The sequence below is a fragment of the Acinetobacter sp. UBA1297 genome (assembly GCF_002307755.1).
In the GTDB taxonomy this organism is placed as follows: Bacteria; Pseudomonadota; Gammaproteobacteria; order Pseudomonadales; family Moraxellaceae; genus Acinetobacter; species Acinetobacter radioresistens.
In genome coordinates this window covers 340,470-357,242 of sequence record NZ_DBUF01000006.1, presented here as the reverse complement: position 1 = coordinate 357,242, position 16,773 = coordinate 340,470, and the positions used below count along the sequence as shown (strand labels likewise).

Annotated in this window: 14 protein-coding genes; 8 read left to right on the top strand and 6 right to left on the bottom strand. The window is 41.3% G+C overall.

Annotation, left to right across the window (positions count from 1 at the left end):
* Positions 1-26: 26 nt before the first annotated feature.
* On the bottom strand, positions 27-1,043 hold the full coding sequence (locus tag B3R63_RS03325) for an ELM1/GtrOC1 family putative glycosyltransferase (RefSeq protein WP_286728285.1): 1,017 nt from the start codon (positions 1,041-1,043) through the stop codon (positions 27-29).
* A 333-nt stretch (positions 1,044-1,376) separates the two neighbouring features.
* Positions 1,377-2,201, bottom strand: a complete 825-nt coding sequence (locus B3R63_RS03320; protein WP_111280729.1) for an rRNA large subunit pseudouridine synthase E — start codon at positions 2,199-2,201, stop codon at positions 1,377-1,379.
* Between the two features lie 191 nt (positions 2,202-2,392).
* Between B3R63_RS03320 and icd the strand changes: the two genes are divergently transcribed.
* Positions 2,393-3,649, top strand: a complete 1,257-nt coding sequence (gene icd, locus B3R63_RS03315; RefSeq protein ID WP_005406129.1) for an NADP-dependent isocitrate dehydrogenase — start codon at positions 2,393-2,395, stop codon at positions 3,647-3,649.
* Positions 3,650-3,702: 53 nt separating this feature from the next.
* On the opposite strand, the gene B3R63_RS03310 is transcribed toward icd, so the two are convergent.
* Positions 3,703-4,296, bottom strand: coding sequence for a flavin reductase family protein (locus tag B3R63_RS03310; RefSeq protein ID WP_286728284.1), 594 nt, complete (start codon positions 4,294-4,296; stop codon positions 3,703-3,705).
* Between the two features lie 81 nt (positions 4,297-4,377).
* Here B3R63_RS03310 and B3R63_RS03305 point away from each other — a divergent pair, with 81 nt between their 5' ends.
* The 3 genes from B3R63_RS03305 to B3R63_RS03295 all read left to right on the top strand — a co-directional run bounded on the left by B3R63_RS03305 (position 4,378) and on the right by B3R63_RS03295 (position 10,047).
* Positions 4,378-5,205: a PhzF family phenazine biosynthesis protein gene (locus B3R63_RS03305; RefSeq protein WP_005015083.1), complete on the top strand. Its 828-nt coding sequence runs from the start codon at positions 4,378-4,380 to the stop codon at positions 5,203-5,205.
* A 525-nt stretch (positions 5,206-5,730) separates the two neighbouring features.
* Positions 5,731-7,122, top strand: coding sequence for an L-cystine transporter (locus tag B3R63_RS03300; protein WP_005015082.1), 1,392 nt, complete (start codon positions 5,731-5,733; stop codon positions 7,120-7,122).
* A 153-nt stretch (positions 7,123-7,275) separates the two neighbouring features.
* Positions 7,276-10,047, top strand: a complete 2,772-nt coding sequence (locus tag B3R63_RS03295) for a M16 family metallopeptidase (RefSeq protein WP_286728283.1) — start codon at positions 7,276-7,278, stop codon at positions 10,045-10,047.
* An 89-nt stretch (positions 10,048-10,136) separates the two neighbouring features.
* Here B3R63_RS03295 and B3R63_RS03290 read toward each other — a convergent pair whose 3' ends face one another.
* Both B3R63_RS03290 and B3R63_RS03285 read right to left on the bottom strand, forming a co-directional pair.
* Positions 10,137-11,201: an amidohydrolase family protein gene (locus B3R63_RS03290; RefSeq protein WP_265768962.1), complete on the bottom strand. Its 1,065-nt coding sequence runs from the start codon at positions 11,199-11,201 to the stop codon at positions 10,137-10,139.
* A gap of 119 nt (positions 11,202-11,320) precedes the next feature.
* Positions 11,321-11,716, bottom strand: coding sequence for a DUF3144 domain-containing protein (locus B3R63_RS03285; protein ID WP_286728282.1), 396 nt, complete (start codon positions 11,714-11,716; stop codon positions 11,321-11,323).
* Between the two features lie 108 nt (positions 11,717-11,824).
* Here B3R63_RS03285 and B3R63_RS03280 point away from each other — a divergent pair, with 108 nt between their 5' ends.
* The gene (locus B3R63_RS03280) at positions 11,825-12,457 is read left to right on the top strand and encodes a hypothetical protein (RefSeq protein WP_286728281.1); all 633 of its coding nucleotides are present in this window, start codon (positions 11,825-11,827) and stop codon (positions 12,455-12,457) included.
* 68 nt (positions 12,458-12,525) lie between these two features.
* Here B3R63_RS03280 and B3R63_RS03275 read toward each other — a convergent pair whose 3' ends face one another.
* On the bottom strand, positions 12,526-14,007 hold the full coding sequence (locus B3R63_RS03275) for a CYTH and CHAD domain-containing protein (RefSeq protein WP_005015073.1): 1,482 nt from the start codon (positions 14,005-14,007) through the stop codon (positions 12,526-12,528).
* Positions 14,008-14,324: 317 nt separating this feature from the next.
* Between B3R63_RS03275 and B3R63_RS03270 the strand changes: the two genes are divergently transcribed.
* The 3 genes from B3R63_RS03270 (at position 14,325) to hemL (ending at position 16,753) form a co-directional block, all read left to right on the top strand.
* Positions 14,325-14,705 (top strand): DUF962 domain-containing protein, encoded by a 381-nt coding sequence (locus tag B3R63_RS03270; protein WP_005015072.1) that lies wholly within the window; start codon positions 14,325-14,327, stop codon positions 14,703-14,705.
* Between the two features lie 72 nt (positions 14,706-14,777).
* Positions 14,778-15,407: a thiamine phosphate synthase gene (thiE, locus tag B3R63_RS03265; protein WP_286728279.1), complete on the top strand. Its 630-nt coding sequence runs from the start codon at positions 14,778-14,780 to the stop codon at positions 15,405-15,407.
* 44 nt (positions 15,408-15,451) lie between these two features.
* Positions 15,452-16,753: a glutamate-1-semialdehyde 2,1-aminomutase gene (gene hemL / locus B3R63_RS03260; RefSeq protein ID WP_286728278.1), complete on the top strand. Its 1,302-nt coding sequence runs from the start codon at positions 15,452-15,454 to the stop codon at positions 16,751-16,753.
* The last annotated feature ends 20 nt before the right edge of the window (positions 16,754-16,773 follow it).

Here is a 16,773-nt window from a genome sequence, read left to right as displayed (position 1 = left end):
TAAATGCTTGAGTTTATAAATTGTTTTTAAGCAAATTTCCTGCGCAGATCATAGGGCGCATAATGATCATCAAATAATAAATAATTGCGGAAATGACTACCCAGTGGGCGGATCAGATCTAGATCGGCAATATAAGGAAAACGTTCATCTGTATAAAAGGGCTGATTTGCTGGCTGGCGCTGTATAAGATGATTGTGTAAATACTTTTCAATCAACAAGTTGTTGTGTTCGGGATTCAGGCAGACTGACCGTACAATCCGACCGCTCTGAATTGCTTCAGAAAGCATGGTACTACTATCTTCAGTCACAAAAATATATTTGCTTCTCGCAACCAGATGTTCAATTGGTGTAGTGTCGTTTATAGACACAAATTGTAATCCTGAGGTCTTGAGATATTTTTTAATTCGGCTATTAAAGGCAGGCGTACGCCTCGAGCAAACAATATAACCTTGGATATTATAAGCCTGCACAAAAAAATCAAAATGACGGATAATGTTAAGATAGTCTGCTTGTGTAAAGGGATATTCGTGGGTAGGGCCGCCCAATAGCAAACTTGCCTCACCACAGTGAGGTTGGGCACGGAGTTCAATAAATTTTTTTCTGACCGGAAGTGTAGGTAAAATAATCTGTTCAACCTGAGTAGGCTGAGCCAATGCGCTAATAGTCCAGTGAATTAAGTGTTCATTAAAACTACCTATATCACCTGAAAATGCTAAAGGGATATCGAACTCTTGCGACAGATAAGCTGAATACAGCAGATTGGACATACCTGAACACACAATCAACCGATACTGGGCAATATGCACTGGGGCAGCACCAAATATTAGCTTTGCCATTACACGAAATAATCTAGGAAACCAAGAAAGGCGCTTTAATAGACTGACCATAGAGTTGCCCAGATTTACTGGAACTTTTAAGGTTTCATAAGAATTTCTAAACTGTTGTTCAAGAATCTCTCCAATTGCAAGAGAGGGGTTTAAATGACCAGTATGACCATCATGCACTACCAAAATTTGGGATTGGCTCGAAAGTTCTCTGATCATCCGTTCTATCCTGTGATTAATCTATTGAGCACAGAATAAACAAAAAAATGGTAGCTAGATGCAGGAAAAATTTATATAAATGTCAGATTTAACAGACTATTGTATCTCAAATTACAATTTTAAGAGTTTTAGATTGCAACAATCCAGCCTTTTGTAAGTACTGCATATATATGTAGCTCAGCCTTTATTATTATGCTCCATGTCTATAGCAGTGATATGTTTCAACAAGAAATTTCTATAGAGTAGGGCTATAAAAATACAGTTTCTAAAATAATTTATAAAATTGAAAAAGAGCAGAGAATTATATGATTATTCAACTGCTCTTAACTCTAATTAACCAAAGCGGTTAGATCGACGAATTTTTCCTGGACGGGTAGTCCCATTAGTCTTGCGACGTGGCTTAGCCTCACCTTCTTCTGTTTGCCATACGCGTTTTGTTCCGCCGGATGGTAACTTTTTACCTGCTTTGTTTGCACCTTTGTCTTTAGGCTGTTCTTTATTAAATTTGGACTTGCCATCTTTCTGTTCAAAGGGCTTTTTTGCTGCATTACGTGGTGCACTGCGGCCTGTATAAGGCTTATCTGCAGGCACATCTTTAAAGTCCGGATAAAGCAGAGGCTCAATTTCAACCTGCTCACCTGGTTGGAGACCAAGTTTTACCAAGTCAATAGTGCCAATTTGTGTGCGAATTAGACGTAAAGTCGGAAAGCCTACTGCAGCTGTCATACGGCGCACCTGCCGGTTTCGGCCTTCACAGATTTGCAGCTCAACCCAGCTAGTAGGAATGCTGGCACGAAAGCGCACAGGAGGATCGCGGTCCCATAACCATTCCGGCTGCTCAACCTTACGGGCTTTGGCCGGTAAAGTCATACCATCTGCCAGTTCGACCCCTTGACGTAACTGCTCGAGAGCTTCTTCTGTAATATCGCCATCAACTTGTGCCAGATAGGTTTTAAACTTTTTATTCTTGGGATTAGTAATGAACTGATTCAAACCGCCATGATCGGTGAGAAACATTAAACCTTCTGAGTCCAAGTCTAAACGACCAGCCAGCCGTAATTCAGGATCATGAATAAAATGGGAGAGTGTTAAATGCTTAGAGTCTTCACGAAACTGTGAAAGCACATCATAAGGCTTATTAAAAATGATAATTTTCATACGGAATTTCAACTTCAGTGTATACAACAAAAAATAACGACGTTTTATTTAATAGAGAAATGTTGTTATTTCTCGTATAAATCTCAACCAAGCCCTAAGATCGATTAAAGTATATCATGTAAGGAAAGTTGAAGAGTGTGCCTGCGTGGCATACATTTTATTCGTCAGCTACATAAGGGAGAACCTGCACAATGGGTTATCAGAAGATCGTAGTTCCTGCAGATGGTAATAAAATTACAGTCAATGCAGACCTGTCACTGAATGTACCAAACCATCCGATCATTCCTTTCATTGAGGGTGACGGTATTGGTGTGGATATTACACCAGCAATGAAAGCAGTGGTAGATGCTGCGGTTTTAAAAGCTTATGGTGGCAAACGTTCGATCGAGTGGATGGAAGTATATTGCGGTGAAAAAGCCAATAAAATTTACGGCACCTATATGCCTGAAGAAACATTCGAAGCCCTGCGTGAATTTGTTGTCTCAATTAAAGGCCCTTTAACCACGCCGGTTGGTGGCGGGATCCGCTCACTAAACGTCGCATTACGCCAGGAACTGGACCTGTATGTCTGTGTACGTCCAGTACGCTGGTTCGAAGGAGTACCTTCACCTGTCCAGCATCCTGAATTAACAGATATGGTGATCTTCCGTGAGAACTCGGAAGATATCTATGCCGGAATCGAGTGGAAAGCCGGTTCTCCGGAAGCTAAAAAAGTTATAAAGTTTTTAAAAGAAGAAATGGGTGTAACCAAGATCCGTTTTGAAGAAAATTGTGGTATCGGTATTAAGCCTGTTTCTAAAGAAGGTACGCAGCGTCTGGTACGTAAGGCTATTCAGTTTGCAATTGATAATGATAAACCGAGTGTAACGCTTGTGCACAAGGGTAATATCATGAAATATACTGAAGGTGCATTTAAAGAGTGGGGCTATGAAGTTGCACTTGAGCGCTTTGGTGGTGAACTGCTAGATGGTGGTCCGTGGGTTAAAATTAAGAATCCTAAGACTGGTAAAGATATTATTATTAAAGATGTCATCGCTGATGCATTCCTGCAACAGATCTTAATGCGTCCGGCAGATTATTCTGTGATTGCTACGCTAAACCTGAATGGGGACTACATTTCTGATGCACTTGCAGCAGAAGTTGGAGGCATTGGTATTGCGCCGGGTGCAAATATCGGTGGGGCAATTCAAGTATATGAAGCGACTCATGGTACTGCGCCTAAATATGCCGGACAGGATAAAGTCAACCCGGGTTCAATCATTCTTTCTGCTGAGATGATGCTGCGAGATATGGGCTGGACAGAAGCTGCTGATCTGATTATTAAAGGAATTGCTGGCGCTATTGCGGCCAAGACTGTGACTTATGACTTTGAGCGTCTAATGCCAAATGCAACACTTCTGCGCTGTTCTGAATTCGGGCAGGCAATTATTGAAAATATGGGCGAGTAATTTCTATTTTCCCCAATAAAAACCCGCGACAATCGCGGGTTTTTACTAGAAATCTATAACTCCAGATTTGCTTCTTCTACAGAGACTGCTTTACCGATACTATAAAAGTGTCCTCCTGCTACATGATGAATGGTTCGCCACTCTTCATTTGCATCTTCAAAGTGCCAGCGGCCCTGACTGAAAACCCTATTATCTGCATAGGCTGCAATAACCTTTCCAATAAACAGATCATGTGCCTGCTGGATATGGAGTTCCGGAATTAATTCACACAGTAACCATGCTGAACAGTCTGCAACCACGGGAAGATCGGAGTTTTCAAACTGGAACAGCTCAACCTGACAAATCTCCAGCTTATTAGGTTCAGTCATCTTGCTGGTAGTGCCGAGTTTGTATACGAGTTCCAGTTGTTTAAGAGTGGGAATCTGTAAGGCGAAATAACCCGAATTCTCAATAAGCTGCCGGGTTTTTGTGCTTTTATCCAGCACTACAGTCACTTTAGCTGGATCGAACTCAAGTGCACATGCCCATGCAGCAGCCATCACATCTGTCTCTTTATGGTCTTTACTCGAGACTAAAACAGTAGGACCATGTGTCAGCAGACGATAAGCTTTCTCTAGGGGAACATGTTGAATGTGTGGATTTAACATCTGCATTCTCAGTAAAACAATTTTGCCCAGCCTAGCAGAAAAAGCCTTAAGATACAGAGCAAAGAACGTAGGAAAAATCTTATGAAAATGTATCAGGTTGATGCTTTTAGCACAGAACTTTTTAAGGGAAATCCGGCTGCTGTGCTTGTATGTGAAGAGTGGTTAGATGACAGGATTATGCAAAACATTGCATTGGAGAACAACCTTTCAGAAACTGCCTTCGTCAAAATAATAAATGATGAAAATTATGAGATTCGCTGGTTTACCCCAAGTGTTGAAGTGGATTTCTGTGGTCATGCTACCTTAGCCAGTAGTTTTGTTCTTTTTAAAGATTTTACCACCACAAAAACGATTCATTTTCATGTAAAAGACCTAGGAGTCTTTATTGTCACACAAGGACAAGATGGCAAAATCACCATGAATTTTCCAGTACGTGTACCTGAGCCCTTGCCAGATTATCCTGTCTTGTTAAATAAGGTAGTAGATTGCCCTTTTAATGAAGTTTATGTAAACCAGCAAGCTTTTATTTTGGTCTGTGAATCTGAACAGGCTGTACGTGATGCAAAACCAGATTTTAATAAAATTAAAGAATTGGCAGTAGCCTATCAGCGCAGCACAGCAATCACTGCCGCTGACCTTGATATTTCCATTACCAGCAAGGCACAGCATTATGATTATATTGCTCGTTATTTTGCACCGCATAAAGGGATTGATGAAGACCCTGTAACAGGTTCCATGCATACTGGTCTTGCTCCACTCTGGGCCGATAAACTTTCAAAACGGCAACTGGTTGCCTATCAGGCTTCTGCTCGCGGCGGATTACTGTACTGTGATTTAAAAGATAATCAACGTATAGAAATTTCTGGTTATGCAAAGCTATATATGGTTGCAGAAATCTTTTTAGACTAGAGATATACTTTTCAACCTGGAAATTATCATTCAAGGTTCTCGGCCTCGGGAACCTTTTATTTTTATATTTTGCTTGTTTAATAATTTTTACTGTAGTAATTAAAAAATGCTTTTATTTATACCGCAGACTGAACAGATTAAATAAAGGGTAAATATAGGCTCTATAATAAATGCATGAAAATAGCTTGGTTATTAATATAGTGATTAAAATCATTTGTCTATAATTTTTATTCCAATCTAATATCTAAAAAACCGAAATAGCCAGCTAGAGCTTTAAATAGATTCTTGATATCAGAATTTACTAAAACTATCAGGAAGATAAATAAGTATAGCGATTTGATCCTTTCATCAAATTAGTCTTCATTTAAACTGCTAATTATATATTTAAAAATAATTAAGCATTACAAACAGATCGGTAGTAATTTTGATGCTATAAAATTGTTAAAAAGGCTAGGTGTTTAAGACAGACTATAGTCAAATATGCCACCTTAAAAGAATGCACCGGCAACTAGATGGAGTTTGGGAATGAATATACCCCTAATCATTAATATTGTGGTTTTTATCGGGTTGATATTTTTGCTTGCCCAAACACGCAAAACTACATGGAGCCTGTCTAAAAAAGTACTTGCTGGTCTTGTTCTGGGAGTTATATTTGGACTCGGATTACACGCCGTGTATGGCGCAAACCACCCAATTCTAGCCGAATCTATCAGTTGGTTTAATATTGTGGGCAATGGCTATGTGAAGTTTTTGCAAATGGTCGTGATGCCACTGGTCTTTGTTTCTATCTTAGGAGCTGTGGCAAAACTACATCAGGCTTCGTCATTAGGTAAAATCAGTTTCTATTCAATTGGAACCTTATTGTTTACCACTTTAATTGCGGCCCTAGTCGGGGTTTTCGTAACCAATCTATTCGGTTTAACTGCTCAGGGTCTGGTACAGGGAGCGGCCGAAACGGCCCGTTTAAATACTATTCAGTCTGATTACGTTGGAAAATTAACCGATTTAAGTGTGCCACAATTGATTTTATCGTTTATTCCGAGTAATCCTTTTGCCGAGTTGACCGGAGCTAACCCGACCTCAATTATCAGTGTGGTGATTTTCGCCATATTCTTAGGTATGGCTGCATTAAACCTGATGAAGGATGATGTGGTAAAAGGCCAGCGAATTCTGAATGCTATTCAGACTTTGCAAGCTTGGGTAATGAAACTGGTACGTTTGGTTATGACTTTAACACCGTATGGCGTTTTTGCTTTAATGACAAAAGTAGTAGCCAGTTCTAACCTTGCTGATATTCTGAATCTGGGTGGTTTCCTGATAGCCTCATATGTGGGTTTGGCCATCATGTTTGCTGTACATGCTGTTATTTTACTTCTTACTGGCATTTCTCCGGTAAAATTCTTTAAAAAGGTAGCACCTGTACTGACATTTGCTTTTACCAGCCGATCAAGTGCGGCTAGCATTCCTTTGAATATTGAAGCGCAAACTCGCCGGTTGGGCGTTCCAGAGTCGATTGCCAGTTTTTCAGCCTCCTTTGGAGCCACGATTGGTCAAAATGGCTGTGCAGGTTTATATCCAGCCATGCTGGCAGTGATGGTCGCACCAACTTTAGGAATCAATACTCTAGATCCGATGTGGATCGCATCACTGGTCGGAATTGTGACTTTAAGTTCAATCGGTGTAGCCGGAGTGGGTGGCGGGGCAACTTTTGCAGCGCTGATCGTATTGCCGGCTATGGGTCTGCCAGTAACTTTGGTGGCGCTCCTGATTTCTATCGAACCCTTAATTGATATGGGCCGGACTGCATTAAATGTGAATGGTTCAATGACAGCCGGTATTGTCACCAGTCAACTGATGGGCCAGACCGATAAAAGTATTTTAAATAGCCGTGAAGAAATTGAACTGGCACATCATTAATATTGTTATACCAAGATATTTACAGGCATATTTTCTATACACTGAGCCGTTGAAATAAGCGGTTATTTTTTTAGAAGAGGCTGTTAAATATAACAATCATTACCTATGATGATGAATAAATAGCTTCACTGAGCTGGAATAATTGGAATAATTATGTTAACGCGGTTTAAGACTCTTACTCTTTCATTATGTCTTCTCGGTTTAAATACAGCAGTATTTGCACAGCCGGTTCTGGTTAAATCCCAGCAAAAAATCGAGGAATACAAACTGGACAATGGCTTCCGTATTGTACTTGCCCCGAATGATAAAGAAAATAAAGTTTATATCAACACAATTTATTTGACCGGTTCCCTGAATGATCCGCAAGGAAAAGGAGGGCTGGCTCATCTTTTGGAACATTTGGCTTTTAAAGGTACTCAAAATGTAAAAGGTGAGGAATTTCAGCGGCGTCTGGACCAATATACCTTAATGACAAATGCCAGTACTGACTATTACTCTACTCGTTACCTTAATATTGTCCGACCTGACAGCAAAGCCCTGAATGAAGTTTTGTATCTTGAAGCAGAGCGAATGGATAAGCTGGTACTACAGCAAAAGTTTATTCCCTCTGAAATCGAGATTGTAAAACGTGAGCGCGAAATCCGTCTGGACCAGCCCTTCGCCGTACTCATGGACCAAATGTGGAAATCTGCTTATGGCAACCAGTATCTTGGGCGATTACCAATTGGAGATCTAGAAGAACTTAAATCAATCCGAATGGATGAGCTTAACCGCTTTTACCGTACCTGGTATGCGCCTAACAATGCAGTCATGGTCATTGCCGGAAAATTTGACAAGGCAGCCATATTAAAAACGATTGATCAGCAGTTCAGTCTAATTCCAGCACGTTCAGTGCCTGAGCAGGTTAAAGTGCCAAAACTGGACTCGACCCAGATCAAGAACCGTAATTTTATTGTCAGAAAAGGCAGCGATCTGGCCAAGTTCCATATTTATATGGATGGAAAAAATACCAAAATTCAGCCGGCACTGGCATTGGCACCATATTTGTATACCATGCAGCCAAGCGGTCATCTTTACCAGAGTATGGTCGAATCCGGATTAAGTACTGCTGTCCAGTCTACTACCTGGTTAGATCAGGATTTTAATCTGGTCTTTATGGGAGCTATTTATGCGCCAAGTCATGATGAAAATAAAGTTGAAAATACTTTGCTTTCCAGTGTAGAGAAAAACCAGAATTTCAATGATACAGAGCTAAAACGGGTTCAAAGTCTGATGCAGAATCAGGCAGACAGTATTATGAACAATGCGACTGCTATTGGTTCACGGCTCAGTGATTATGTTGTTTCAAGTCAGGGTAACTGGAACCAGTATTTCAATGATTTACAGGCCGTGCGTAATTTAAACACTGCCGAGCTGAACCAGACCCTGAAAAGCTTTCTGGTACCGCAACACCGGATTTCAGGTGACATCAAGCCTACACCAGAAGAACAGAAAAAGGCACTGGAACAAAAGCAGGCTGCCGAGCAGCCAAAAACACTTGATCAGCAGGCAGTATCAGCTGAACCTTTGCTTGACGTCAGTGTTTACAAGCAACAGGTTACCCAGTATCTGACTAACTCGAAACAGCTTCTGGACCAAGCTGAAAAGAAAATTCAGCGGGAAACCCTCAAAAATGGCATGCGATATGCGCTGTTTCCAACCGCTACTCGTGATGACAAAACTTACGCCACTATTACCCTGCAATTCGGTGATGAGAAAACGCTTTTTGACCGTGGGGAAACTCTGGAACTGATGGCTTATCTGCTACTAAGAGGAACAGATCAGTACAGTTTACAAGACATTGCAGACCGTTCGATAGAAGCCGGAGGTCAGGCCAGTGCCAGTGCGGATGAAAACGGTATTGTGATCCGGATACAGGCAAAAAAAGAAAAATTTGATGATTTTTTCAGATTTGTAATTGAGTTGCTGAAGAAACCTAAATTTGAACAGTCACAGTTTGATCTGATCAAATCACAAACTCTCGCTACTCTGGACAGGCCTTATACTGAACCTGATACCGTTGCTGCTTTAACTATGGCACGTTTAATTGAAATTTATCAACCGGGCGACCTGCGCTATCATTTTGAACCCGAACTGGCGAAATCCAAAATACAGACCGCCAAAGTAGAGCAGGTCAAACAGCTATATCAGCAGTTCTTTGCTATGGACCATGCTCAGGTCGCAGTTACTGGTGAATTTAAGCCTGAACAGATTAAAAAACTGTTGCAGCGTGAACTGGGTAACTGGAAGGGGGACCAGCCTTATAAAAAGCTGACCTCTGAACATAGGGTATATCAAGCACAAAAAGTACATGTGCTTTCTGAGCAGCGTGAATTTGGCAACTACCAGAGCATACTGACTTTTCCGGTAGGGGTGGACCATCCTGATGCACCTGCACTGATCATCTTTAGCCATATTCTGGGCAATTCTCAGTTATCATCACGCCTGGCACAAGAGCTACGTGAAAAGAATGCACTGGTCTATGGTTTTGGTAGTGATTTACAGCTTGATCCGGATGCAGCGGTTGGAGGTTTAAGTATTGAAGCAAATTATACGGCCGGCCGTTCTGCACAGGTGTCACAGTCGGTACATAAAGTACTGAATGATCTTCTGAAGCAGGGCGTAACCGAGCAGGAACTTGAAGCAGCCAAAGCTGATATTATGAAACAGCGCGTTACTGCACTGGAAGATGAGCGTAATATCCATGCCATGCTAAATAGCCAGCTGGAGCGCGGCAAAAAAATGGAAAGCCGTGCAAAGCGTGATATGGCCATTGCCGGTTTGAATAAAGCTGATATTGATGCAGTAATTCGTAAATACATCAAGCCGGAGCACTTGGTTGAAGTGATGGCAGACCAGTATGGTCAACCTCAGAAAGGCTCCTGAATGGAATGTAAAATAAGCCAGTTATGGCTTATTTCATCTTAAAGAATATAAATGTATACGCAGGTTGGCTATCAAAAGCCAGCCTGTTTTTACAGACGGTAGAATTGCCGTGCATTATTATAAAAAATATTTTTCAAAGCGCTAGCATTATAACTTGCCACAATATCACTATAAGCATCGATCAGATTAACCAGACTGGTGCTTACTTTATCCATGGGAAAATTGGAGCCAAACATTACCCGGTAGGTCCCGAAACTCTTGAGTGCGTGTAGAATCATCGGACTAAGCAGATCGATCATTTGCTGTTTGGTGGCCAGGCGTTTATCTTTATGAAATTGATGTCCTAAAACTGGCATCATCAGTCCGGACATTTTGGTATAAACATTTGGGCAGGTAGCAAGTTCTGCAATATCTTCCTGCCATTGATAAAAAATATTGTCACGACCGGTTTGGGTCAGTCCGGTATTTTTTCCGACTTTTCCAAATATACCCGCAGGTGTTCCAAGATGATCCAAAACAATCGAAGTTTCTGGAAACTTGCGTGCCAGCTGAATCAAGTCTTGAAGCTGGGTAGAGTAGACCCAGGCATCAAAACTGAGCTGGTGTTGAGCCAATTGCTCAAATCCCTTTAAGAATTTTTTATCAGTATAAAGATGGGGCTGATCTGCCCATGCCAGAATACCTTTATCTTCATGTACAGCTCCCATTCGGCGTATACCGCGCAGCCGTGAAGAATTCTTTGCATGGAGTTTGAGAATCTTTTTAAAATTACTCTGACGCGGATCAGCTGTTGCCACAATGGCACCCAGTTGAGTACGGGTTGTATCAAAAGGCAAGGATTCAATAAAACGGGTTTCGCCGACTACTCCTTTACCTCGGTCATCATGCCAGTGAGCTTCGATATGTACTACCTGCTCAGACTGATAGGGACCAAGATCCTGCTGGTAATTCTGGGGGAGGTAAGGAGAAGTTACATAGACAGTTTGACCTAAACTCTCGATCAGTTCTTTAGGTTTAACCAGGCGTATAACTTTGTCGAGTACAGCCGGATACCTACCAAAAACTTTAACTGCCATACGGGCACTATGTGGAGTATTGAGTGGATCCCACTGGTGAATATGTGAATCAATAAAATTAAAACCCAGATCTTGCATAATCATTCCATGTTGTTTTTATTTCTGAATATCCTGACCACAGATTATGATGAATCATCTTTTTATTCTAGATAAATCTGTAAACATAAAAAAAGCCCCGCAGGGCCTAAACAATGATTTCAATGGTCATGCTTGTGATCATGTTTATGAGTATGGAACTCCTCATTTTTACGAAAACGCAGATAGTTTTCAAACTGTTCGCAATATTCATCAAAGTTATCTTCCAGCATCATTTGAAACTGCTGAATCAGATAGGACATAACCTGTTCTTTCGCTTCACGCATCCCGTTGCCATCTTTAAAATTGTTAGCTGCAACCCATGTGTTAAAACGGGCAGCAGCAAATAACATGGCCGCACTAACCTGACCACGAAGTTCTACAGGATTGGCTTTTTCACCTTTGGGAGGACGGCAAAATTCATTAGCCTGTCTAATAAATTCATCGGCACGTTCAAAGAAAGCAGCATTTAAAACTTCTTCTTCGGTAACATCCGTTGCTTGAATCTTTTGAGACATGACATTTTCCAACTCAAAAATTTAATGTTCTATTATAGGCAAAGCCTTGCAGAAACTGAACCTTTGTCTTAATCTAAAAATAGCCTAAGCCTAGAATGAGGTAAACTCATGCAAGATGTCATTGCTGTACAAAGTATGAAAAGTGACATAGCCTTATTACGCCAGCATATATGGCCACCTAATCACCTAGAACATGTGGAAGGCTTGCCTATTTACTATGGTTCAAAATCTGAAGTAGCAGAATATTATCAGCAGTGGCGAGGCTTAATCGAGCGTGCTCAAGAAATGTTCCAGCCTTTTATGGAAGATGAAATTTTAGATGCAATTCATCTGCCCAGTCATTTAAATTTACCGCTTTTTTTCTTTCATGTAGACCGGATCCGTATTAATAAAACCCGCGCCAAAGAGTCTAAAACGTTTCGTGGCGTTGCCAGTCTGCTAGAGAAATGTGGCCAGTTCGAACCTGAACAAGTATTCGCTATGAAAGAGTGGCTGGAAAGTGATGATACCGCTGCACTGGTAGCACATCGTGAGTTTATTGACCTGCGTACCTATGTATTTCAGCACGGCCAGCGTGAATATACCCGTACCCGGTTTTATGTAAATGGCATTGTGCTGAGTGTAGAGCCTGACTTTAAACTGGTAGATGCCCGTGACAAGCCACGCAAACAGCGCAGTGACAGCTATAGTGATCCACTGGCTGATAACGGGGTGTGGAAAATCTACGGAAAATATCGCTAGTTAATACATGCTGCCCAATCCTGAGCAGCATTTAAAATCACTATGACCTAAAAAAAATTATCTCAAGATTATGACCAGAAGGTTTGAGCAGTGCAGAATTTTTCTAAAGCTTGAGCTGCCTCACGTAAAGCAGATTCCTGTCTGGCCTTAACCCAGCCAGCGGCATACCAGGCAGTAGGTTGCTGTGCAGCTGCGTTACGGAAAACCTCTTCTGCAATAATTAGATCATTATAATGCCCGAGAGCCTCCTGCACCGGACGTAGCTGCTTTAGATAGTGCTGGACCTCTTTTTCAGAATATAAGCTGCTCACAAATTCAATACCATAACGTAAGCGTTTAGCGCGTTTGCGGGTACGGTGCCGTTCTTCAGCTTCGAGCTGCATAAATTGCGATGCATCATGTACGATCTGCTGATGCATTTTCTCCAAACGTTTTTTAATCTTTTTCTTTACTTTAGTGGACTTATGCTGGTTTTCATTAGCAGAGCTGCCTGTATATGCAAAAGCCATCAGGTCGAGCAATGTGTTCATTACCATGGCTGAACGTACCACTGATCCAGCAGGATGTTCTGAATCATCAGATGCTGAGGGTAATTCAATAGTAATTAGACCTTCCTGGACAATCTGAGGCAGAATGTCTGCTTCTACTACATCGCGGTCACGTGCTGAACCAAGCTGGCTGAAGAGCTTACTCAGATTTTCTTCCCAGACAGGGTCTACAGCATCAGACCAGTTACTAAAAATCTTGAGAGCACTACGCAATCTGCGGATACCTACACGCGCCTGATGAGTATGTTCGGCATCAGCAACCTCTGCAGCAACTGCTGCCAGGTTCGGTAAAATTTGATCGAGACAGTTGGCCACGATTTTTCTTAAAACAGTATCAGTACTGTCTTCTTTCGATAATTCAATAGACTTGGCATGTACTGCTTTGGAGGCTTTTTGACCGAGCGCCAGTAGCGTGCCCCGTTCAGCTTTACTTCTAACATCGAGCCAGAGTTGATATTTCTTGATCCAGCCTTGTGCAAAATGAATCAGGCTTTCAGCAGGACCCTGTTTAAGTTCGAATTCAACTTCGTGAATAACATCAATATCATTTTGGGTACGGACTTCTCCCTGGTCGAGACAAACTTCAATTTCTGCATTATTAAAGTTAAAAATCCGGTAGATTCGCTGCACATCAGTTTCAAACTGTAATTCTAGCTCGGTTACCTGGTTCCCCAGTATATTTTCCAGAAGAGTTTGAGCTTCAGGATGTTCTGCAAAAAAATTCAGATCAGGAAGTTCAGGCTCTTCACTACATATACCAAGATCAACTTCTGCTTCAATACGATGCAGATGATTTTTACCAGCTGCCTTAAAAGTTTGAACCCAGTCTTCACCTTCCTTACGTAGCCGCAGCGCCATCCCATTTTTAGAAAGTAATCGTTCTGGTGTATCAAAGTATTTGGCTTGCAGATGAATAGACTGTGCAGTATCTGGTTGCAAAGCCTGCTTGAGTGATTTTTGTTGAGCCTCAGGAATTTGAAATTTTAATTCGATTTCCAGCATTGAACAGTCTCCGAGTTCTCAATCACGCTAAAAAAATAGTGATGTAAAATTTTAATCAGATCAGCTCTACCAGCTGAACAGCTATAAACATGAATTTTGACTATGACATAAAAAAAATAAACTACCAAATTTCCGGATTTAAAATAATATTATTAATTATTTGATTATAATAATTTATTTTTATTCATATATAAGCATATTGTATCTTTTTGCTATCTTGAATCTATGAAAATTACAATTCAAAACGCTCAGCTTTATTTTGCTCAAGAAATGCAGTAACGTGAAAGAAAATAAATAACCGGTATCAGGATGATTCCATGACAACAACACATTCACCCCATGAACTAAGTACAGAAATCAAATATCAGCTGCCAATACGTAATTATCACGAATTTTATAGGTTCTATCTGACAGAGCACCGTAATATTATGAGCCGACGTCTACATGTAGCTGGGAGCAGTACAGGTTTATTGCTGCTCGGTGTAAGTTTGGTTAAATCTAAAAAACGTTATCTTCCACTTGCTTTGCTGGCTGGTTATGCTTGTGCCTGGGTAGGGCATTTTATGTTTGAGAAAAACAAACCTGCCAGCTTCAAACAGCCCTTATACAGCTTTATTTCAGACTGGCGTATGTTTGCCGATGTCGTGCGTGGTAATTTAAGTCTAAAAGATCGCCGCTACGATAAAATTGACTCATAAGCAGAGCTGATAAAAGTCTGAAATTTGTTATACTTTATTGATATTTTTATTTAAATTTAAAAGTGAGGTTTTATGCGCGGTCTATATCTCATTACCAATGATGATCCAATTGAGCTCTTACTGGAAAAGTTGGAGGCTGCGCTAGCCACTCATCAAATTGAAATATTGCAGTACCGTCGTAAAAAAGTAGAAAAAGCTGACCAATTGCATGAAGTGGAACGGATTAAAGCCCTATGCGATTTTTATAAGGTTCCTTTGGTGATTAATGATGATATTAGACTGGCCGCACAGTTTGGTCTAGGCGTGCACTTGGGGCAGACCGATGGTGAAATTATAGAGGCGAAAACTCAGTTACCAGAAAATATGATCATTGGCCGGACCTGCGCTAACTCTATTGAACTGGCTGAACAGGCAACTGCAGATGGGGCAACCTATATTGCATTTGGTGCAATTTATGCGACTTCCAGCAAACCGGAAGCAGGTAATATCGGGCTGGAAACTTTAAAGCTGGCACGCCAGAAGTTTAGTCTGCCTATTTGTGCCATTGGGGGGTTAACGGTTGAAAATGCTCAGCCTGTGATTCAAGCTGGAGCAGACCTTTGTGCAGTCATTAGTGATATATTGGCATTGCCGGCCGAAGAAATTCCAGGCCGCGTACAGGCATGGGCTATTTTATTTGCAGAGACCCAGCCTGCTATATAAGCTGAATATTTTAATTTTATTGTGATTATTAGTTGAGACCTTCCATGAGCTTATCTCCAAAGCAAGAGCAGTTATTCAAGCAAGCCAGTAAACATATTCCGGGTGGCGTAAACTCTCCGGTGCGTGCATTTAATGGTGTAGGGGGAACGCCGGTCTTTATTAAAAAAGCTGCAGGTGCTTATCTTTGGGACGAAGATGATAAGCGCTATGTTGACTATGTAGGCTCATGGGGTCCAATGATCCTGGGTCATGCACATCCAGATATTATTCAGGCAGTACAAAATGCCGCTCAGGATGGTTTAAGTTTTGGTGCGCCTACTGTTCATGAAACTACACTGGCAGATATTATCTGTGAGATTATGCCATCTATTGAAATGGTGCGTATGACCAACTCAGGTACAGAAGCTACCATGACCGCGATCCGTTTAGCTCGTGGTTATACCGGTCGAGACAAGATTGTTAAATTTGAAGGCTGTTATCATGGCCATTCGGATTCATTACTGGTAAAAGCAGGTTCAGGTTTGTTAACCAAAGGGGAAGGCGAGCCGACCTCTAAAGGTGTACCAGCAGATTTTGCCAAACATACCTTAACTCTGCCTTATAACAATATTGCTGCTTTAAAAGAGTGTTTTGCAAAATTTGGCCATGAAATTGCTGGTGTCATTGTAGAACCGGTTGCAGGGAATATGAATCTGGTTAAGCCTATTGATGGTTTCCTGCAAGCAATCCGTGATGTCTGTGATGAATACAAGTCCGTATTTATCATTGATGAAGTAATGACAGGTTTCCGGGTTGCTCTAGGTGGTGCACAGGCTTATTACGATGTTAAGCCTGACCTGACTACACTGGGTAAAATTATTGGGGCCGGGTTACCCGTAGGTGCTTTCGGCGGAAAGCGCGAAATTATGCAATGCATCGCGCCTTTGGGTGGGGTATATCAGGCTGGTACATTATCTGGTAATCCGCTTGCCATGCGTGCTGGTATTGAAATGTTTAAAAATTTACGCCAACCGGGTTTTTATGAAAATCTTACAGTTAAACTCGAAAAACTGTTAACAGGTTTACAGCAAGCCGCAGATGAGATTGGTATACCTTTTAAAACCCAGCAGGCCGGCGGTATGTTTGGTCTGTACTTTACTGATCAGGAAGACATCACCAGTTTTGATTCAATGCTGGCCTGTGATGTAGAAGCTTTTAAAAAGTTTTTCCACGGTATGTTAAAACGTGGTGTCAACCTTGCACCTTCTGCTTTTGAAGCTGGATTTATCTCGGCAGCCCATAGTGATGAAGATATAGCTTTTACTATTCAGGCAGCAAAAGAAACATTTGAAGAAATGAAAGCTTAATAGTTTTGAAGTTATGCAGG

Coding starts and splice junctions, on each gene's coding strand:
- B3R63_RS03295 (WP_286728283.1), top strand. CDS start 7,276: ATGTTAACGCGGTTTAAGACTCTTACTCTTTCATTATGTCTTCTCGGT.
- B3R63_RS03300 (WP_005015082.1), top strand. CDS start 5,731: ATGAATATACCCCTAATCATTAATATTGTGGTTTTTATCGGGTTGATA.
- B3R63_RS03310 (WP_286728284.1), bottom strand. CDS start 4,296: ATGTTAAATCCACACATTCAACATGTTCCCCTAGAGAAAGCTTATCGT.
- B3R63_RS03275 (WP_005015073.1), bottom strand. CDS start 14,007: ATGCTGGAAATCGAATTAAAATTTCAAATTCCTGAGGCTCAACAAAAA.
- B3R63_RS03320 (WP_111280729.1), bottom strand. CDS start 2,201: ATGAAAATTATCATTTTTAATAAGCCTTATGATGTGCTTTCACAGTTT.
- B3R63_RS03305 (WP_005015083.1), top strand. CDS start 4,378: ATGAAAATGTATCAGGTTGATGCTTTTAGCACAGAACTTTTTAAGGGA.
- B3R63_RS03325 (WP_286728285.1), bottom strand. CDS start 1,043: ATGATCAGAGAACTTTCGAGCCAATCCCAAATTTTGGTAGTGCATGAT.
- thiE (WP_286728279.1), top strand. CDS start 14,778: ATGCGCGGTCTATATCTCATTACCAATGATGATCCAATTGAGCTCTTA.
- B3R63_RS03290 (WP_265768962.1), bottom strand. CDS start 11,201: ATGCAAGATCTGGGTTTTAATTTTATTGATTCACATATTCACCAGTGG.
- hemL (WP_286728278.1), top strand. CDS start 15,452: ATGAGCTTATCTCCAAAGCAAGAGCAGTTATTCAAGCAAGCCAGTAAA.
- icd (WP_005406129.1), top strand. CDS start 2,393: ATGGGTTATCAGAAGATCGTAGTTCCTGCAGATGGTAATAAAATTACA.
- B3R63_RS03280 (WP_286728281.1), top strand. CDS start 11,825: ATGCAAGATGTCATTGCTGTACAAAGTATGAAAAGTGACATAGCCTTA.
- B3R63_RS03285 (WP_286728282.1), bottom strand. CDS start 11,716: ATGTCTCAAAAGATTCAAGCAACGGATGTTACCGAAGAAGAAGTTTTA.
- B3R63_RS03270 (WP_005015072.1), top strand. CDS start 14,325: ATGACAACAACACATTCACCCCATGAACTAAGTACAGAAATCAAATAT.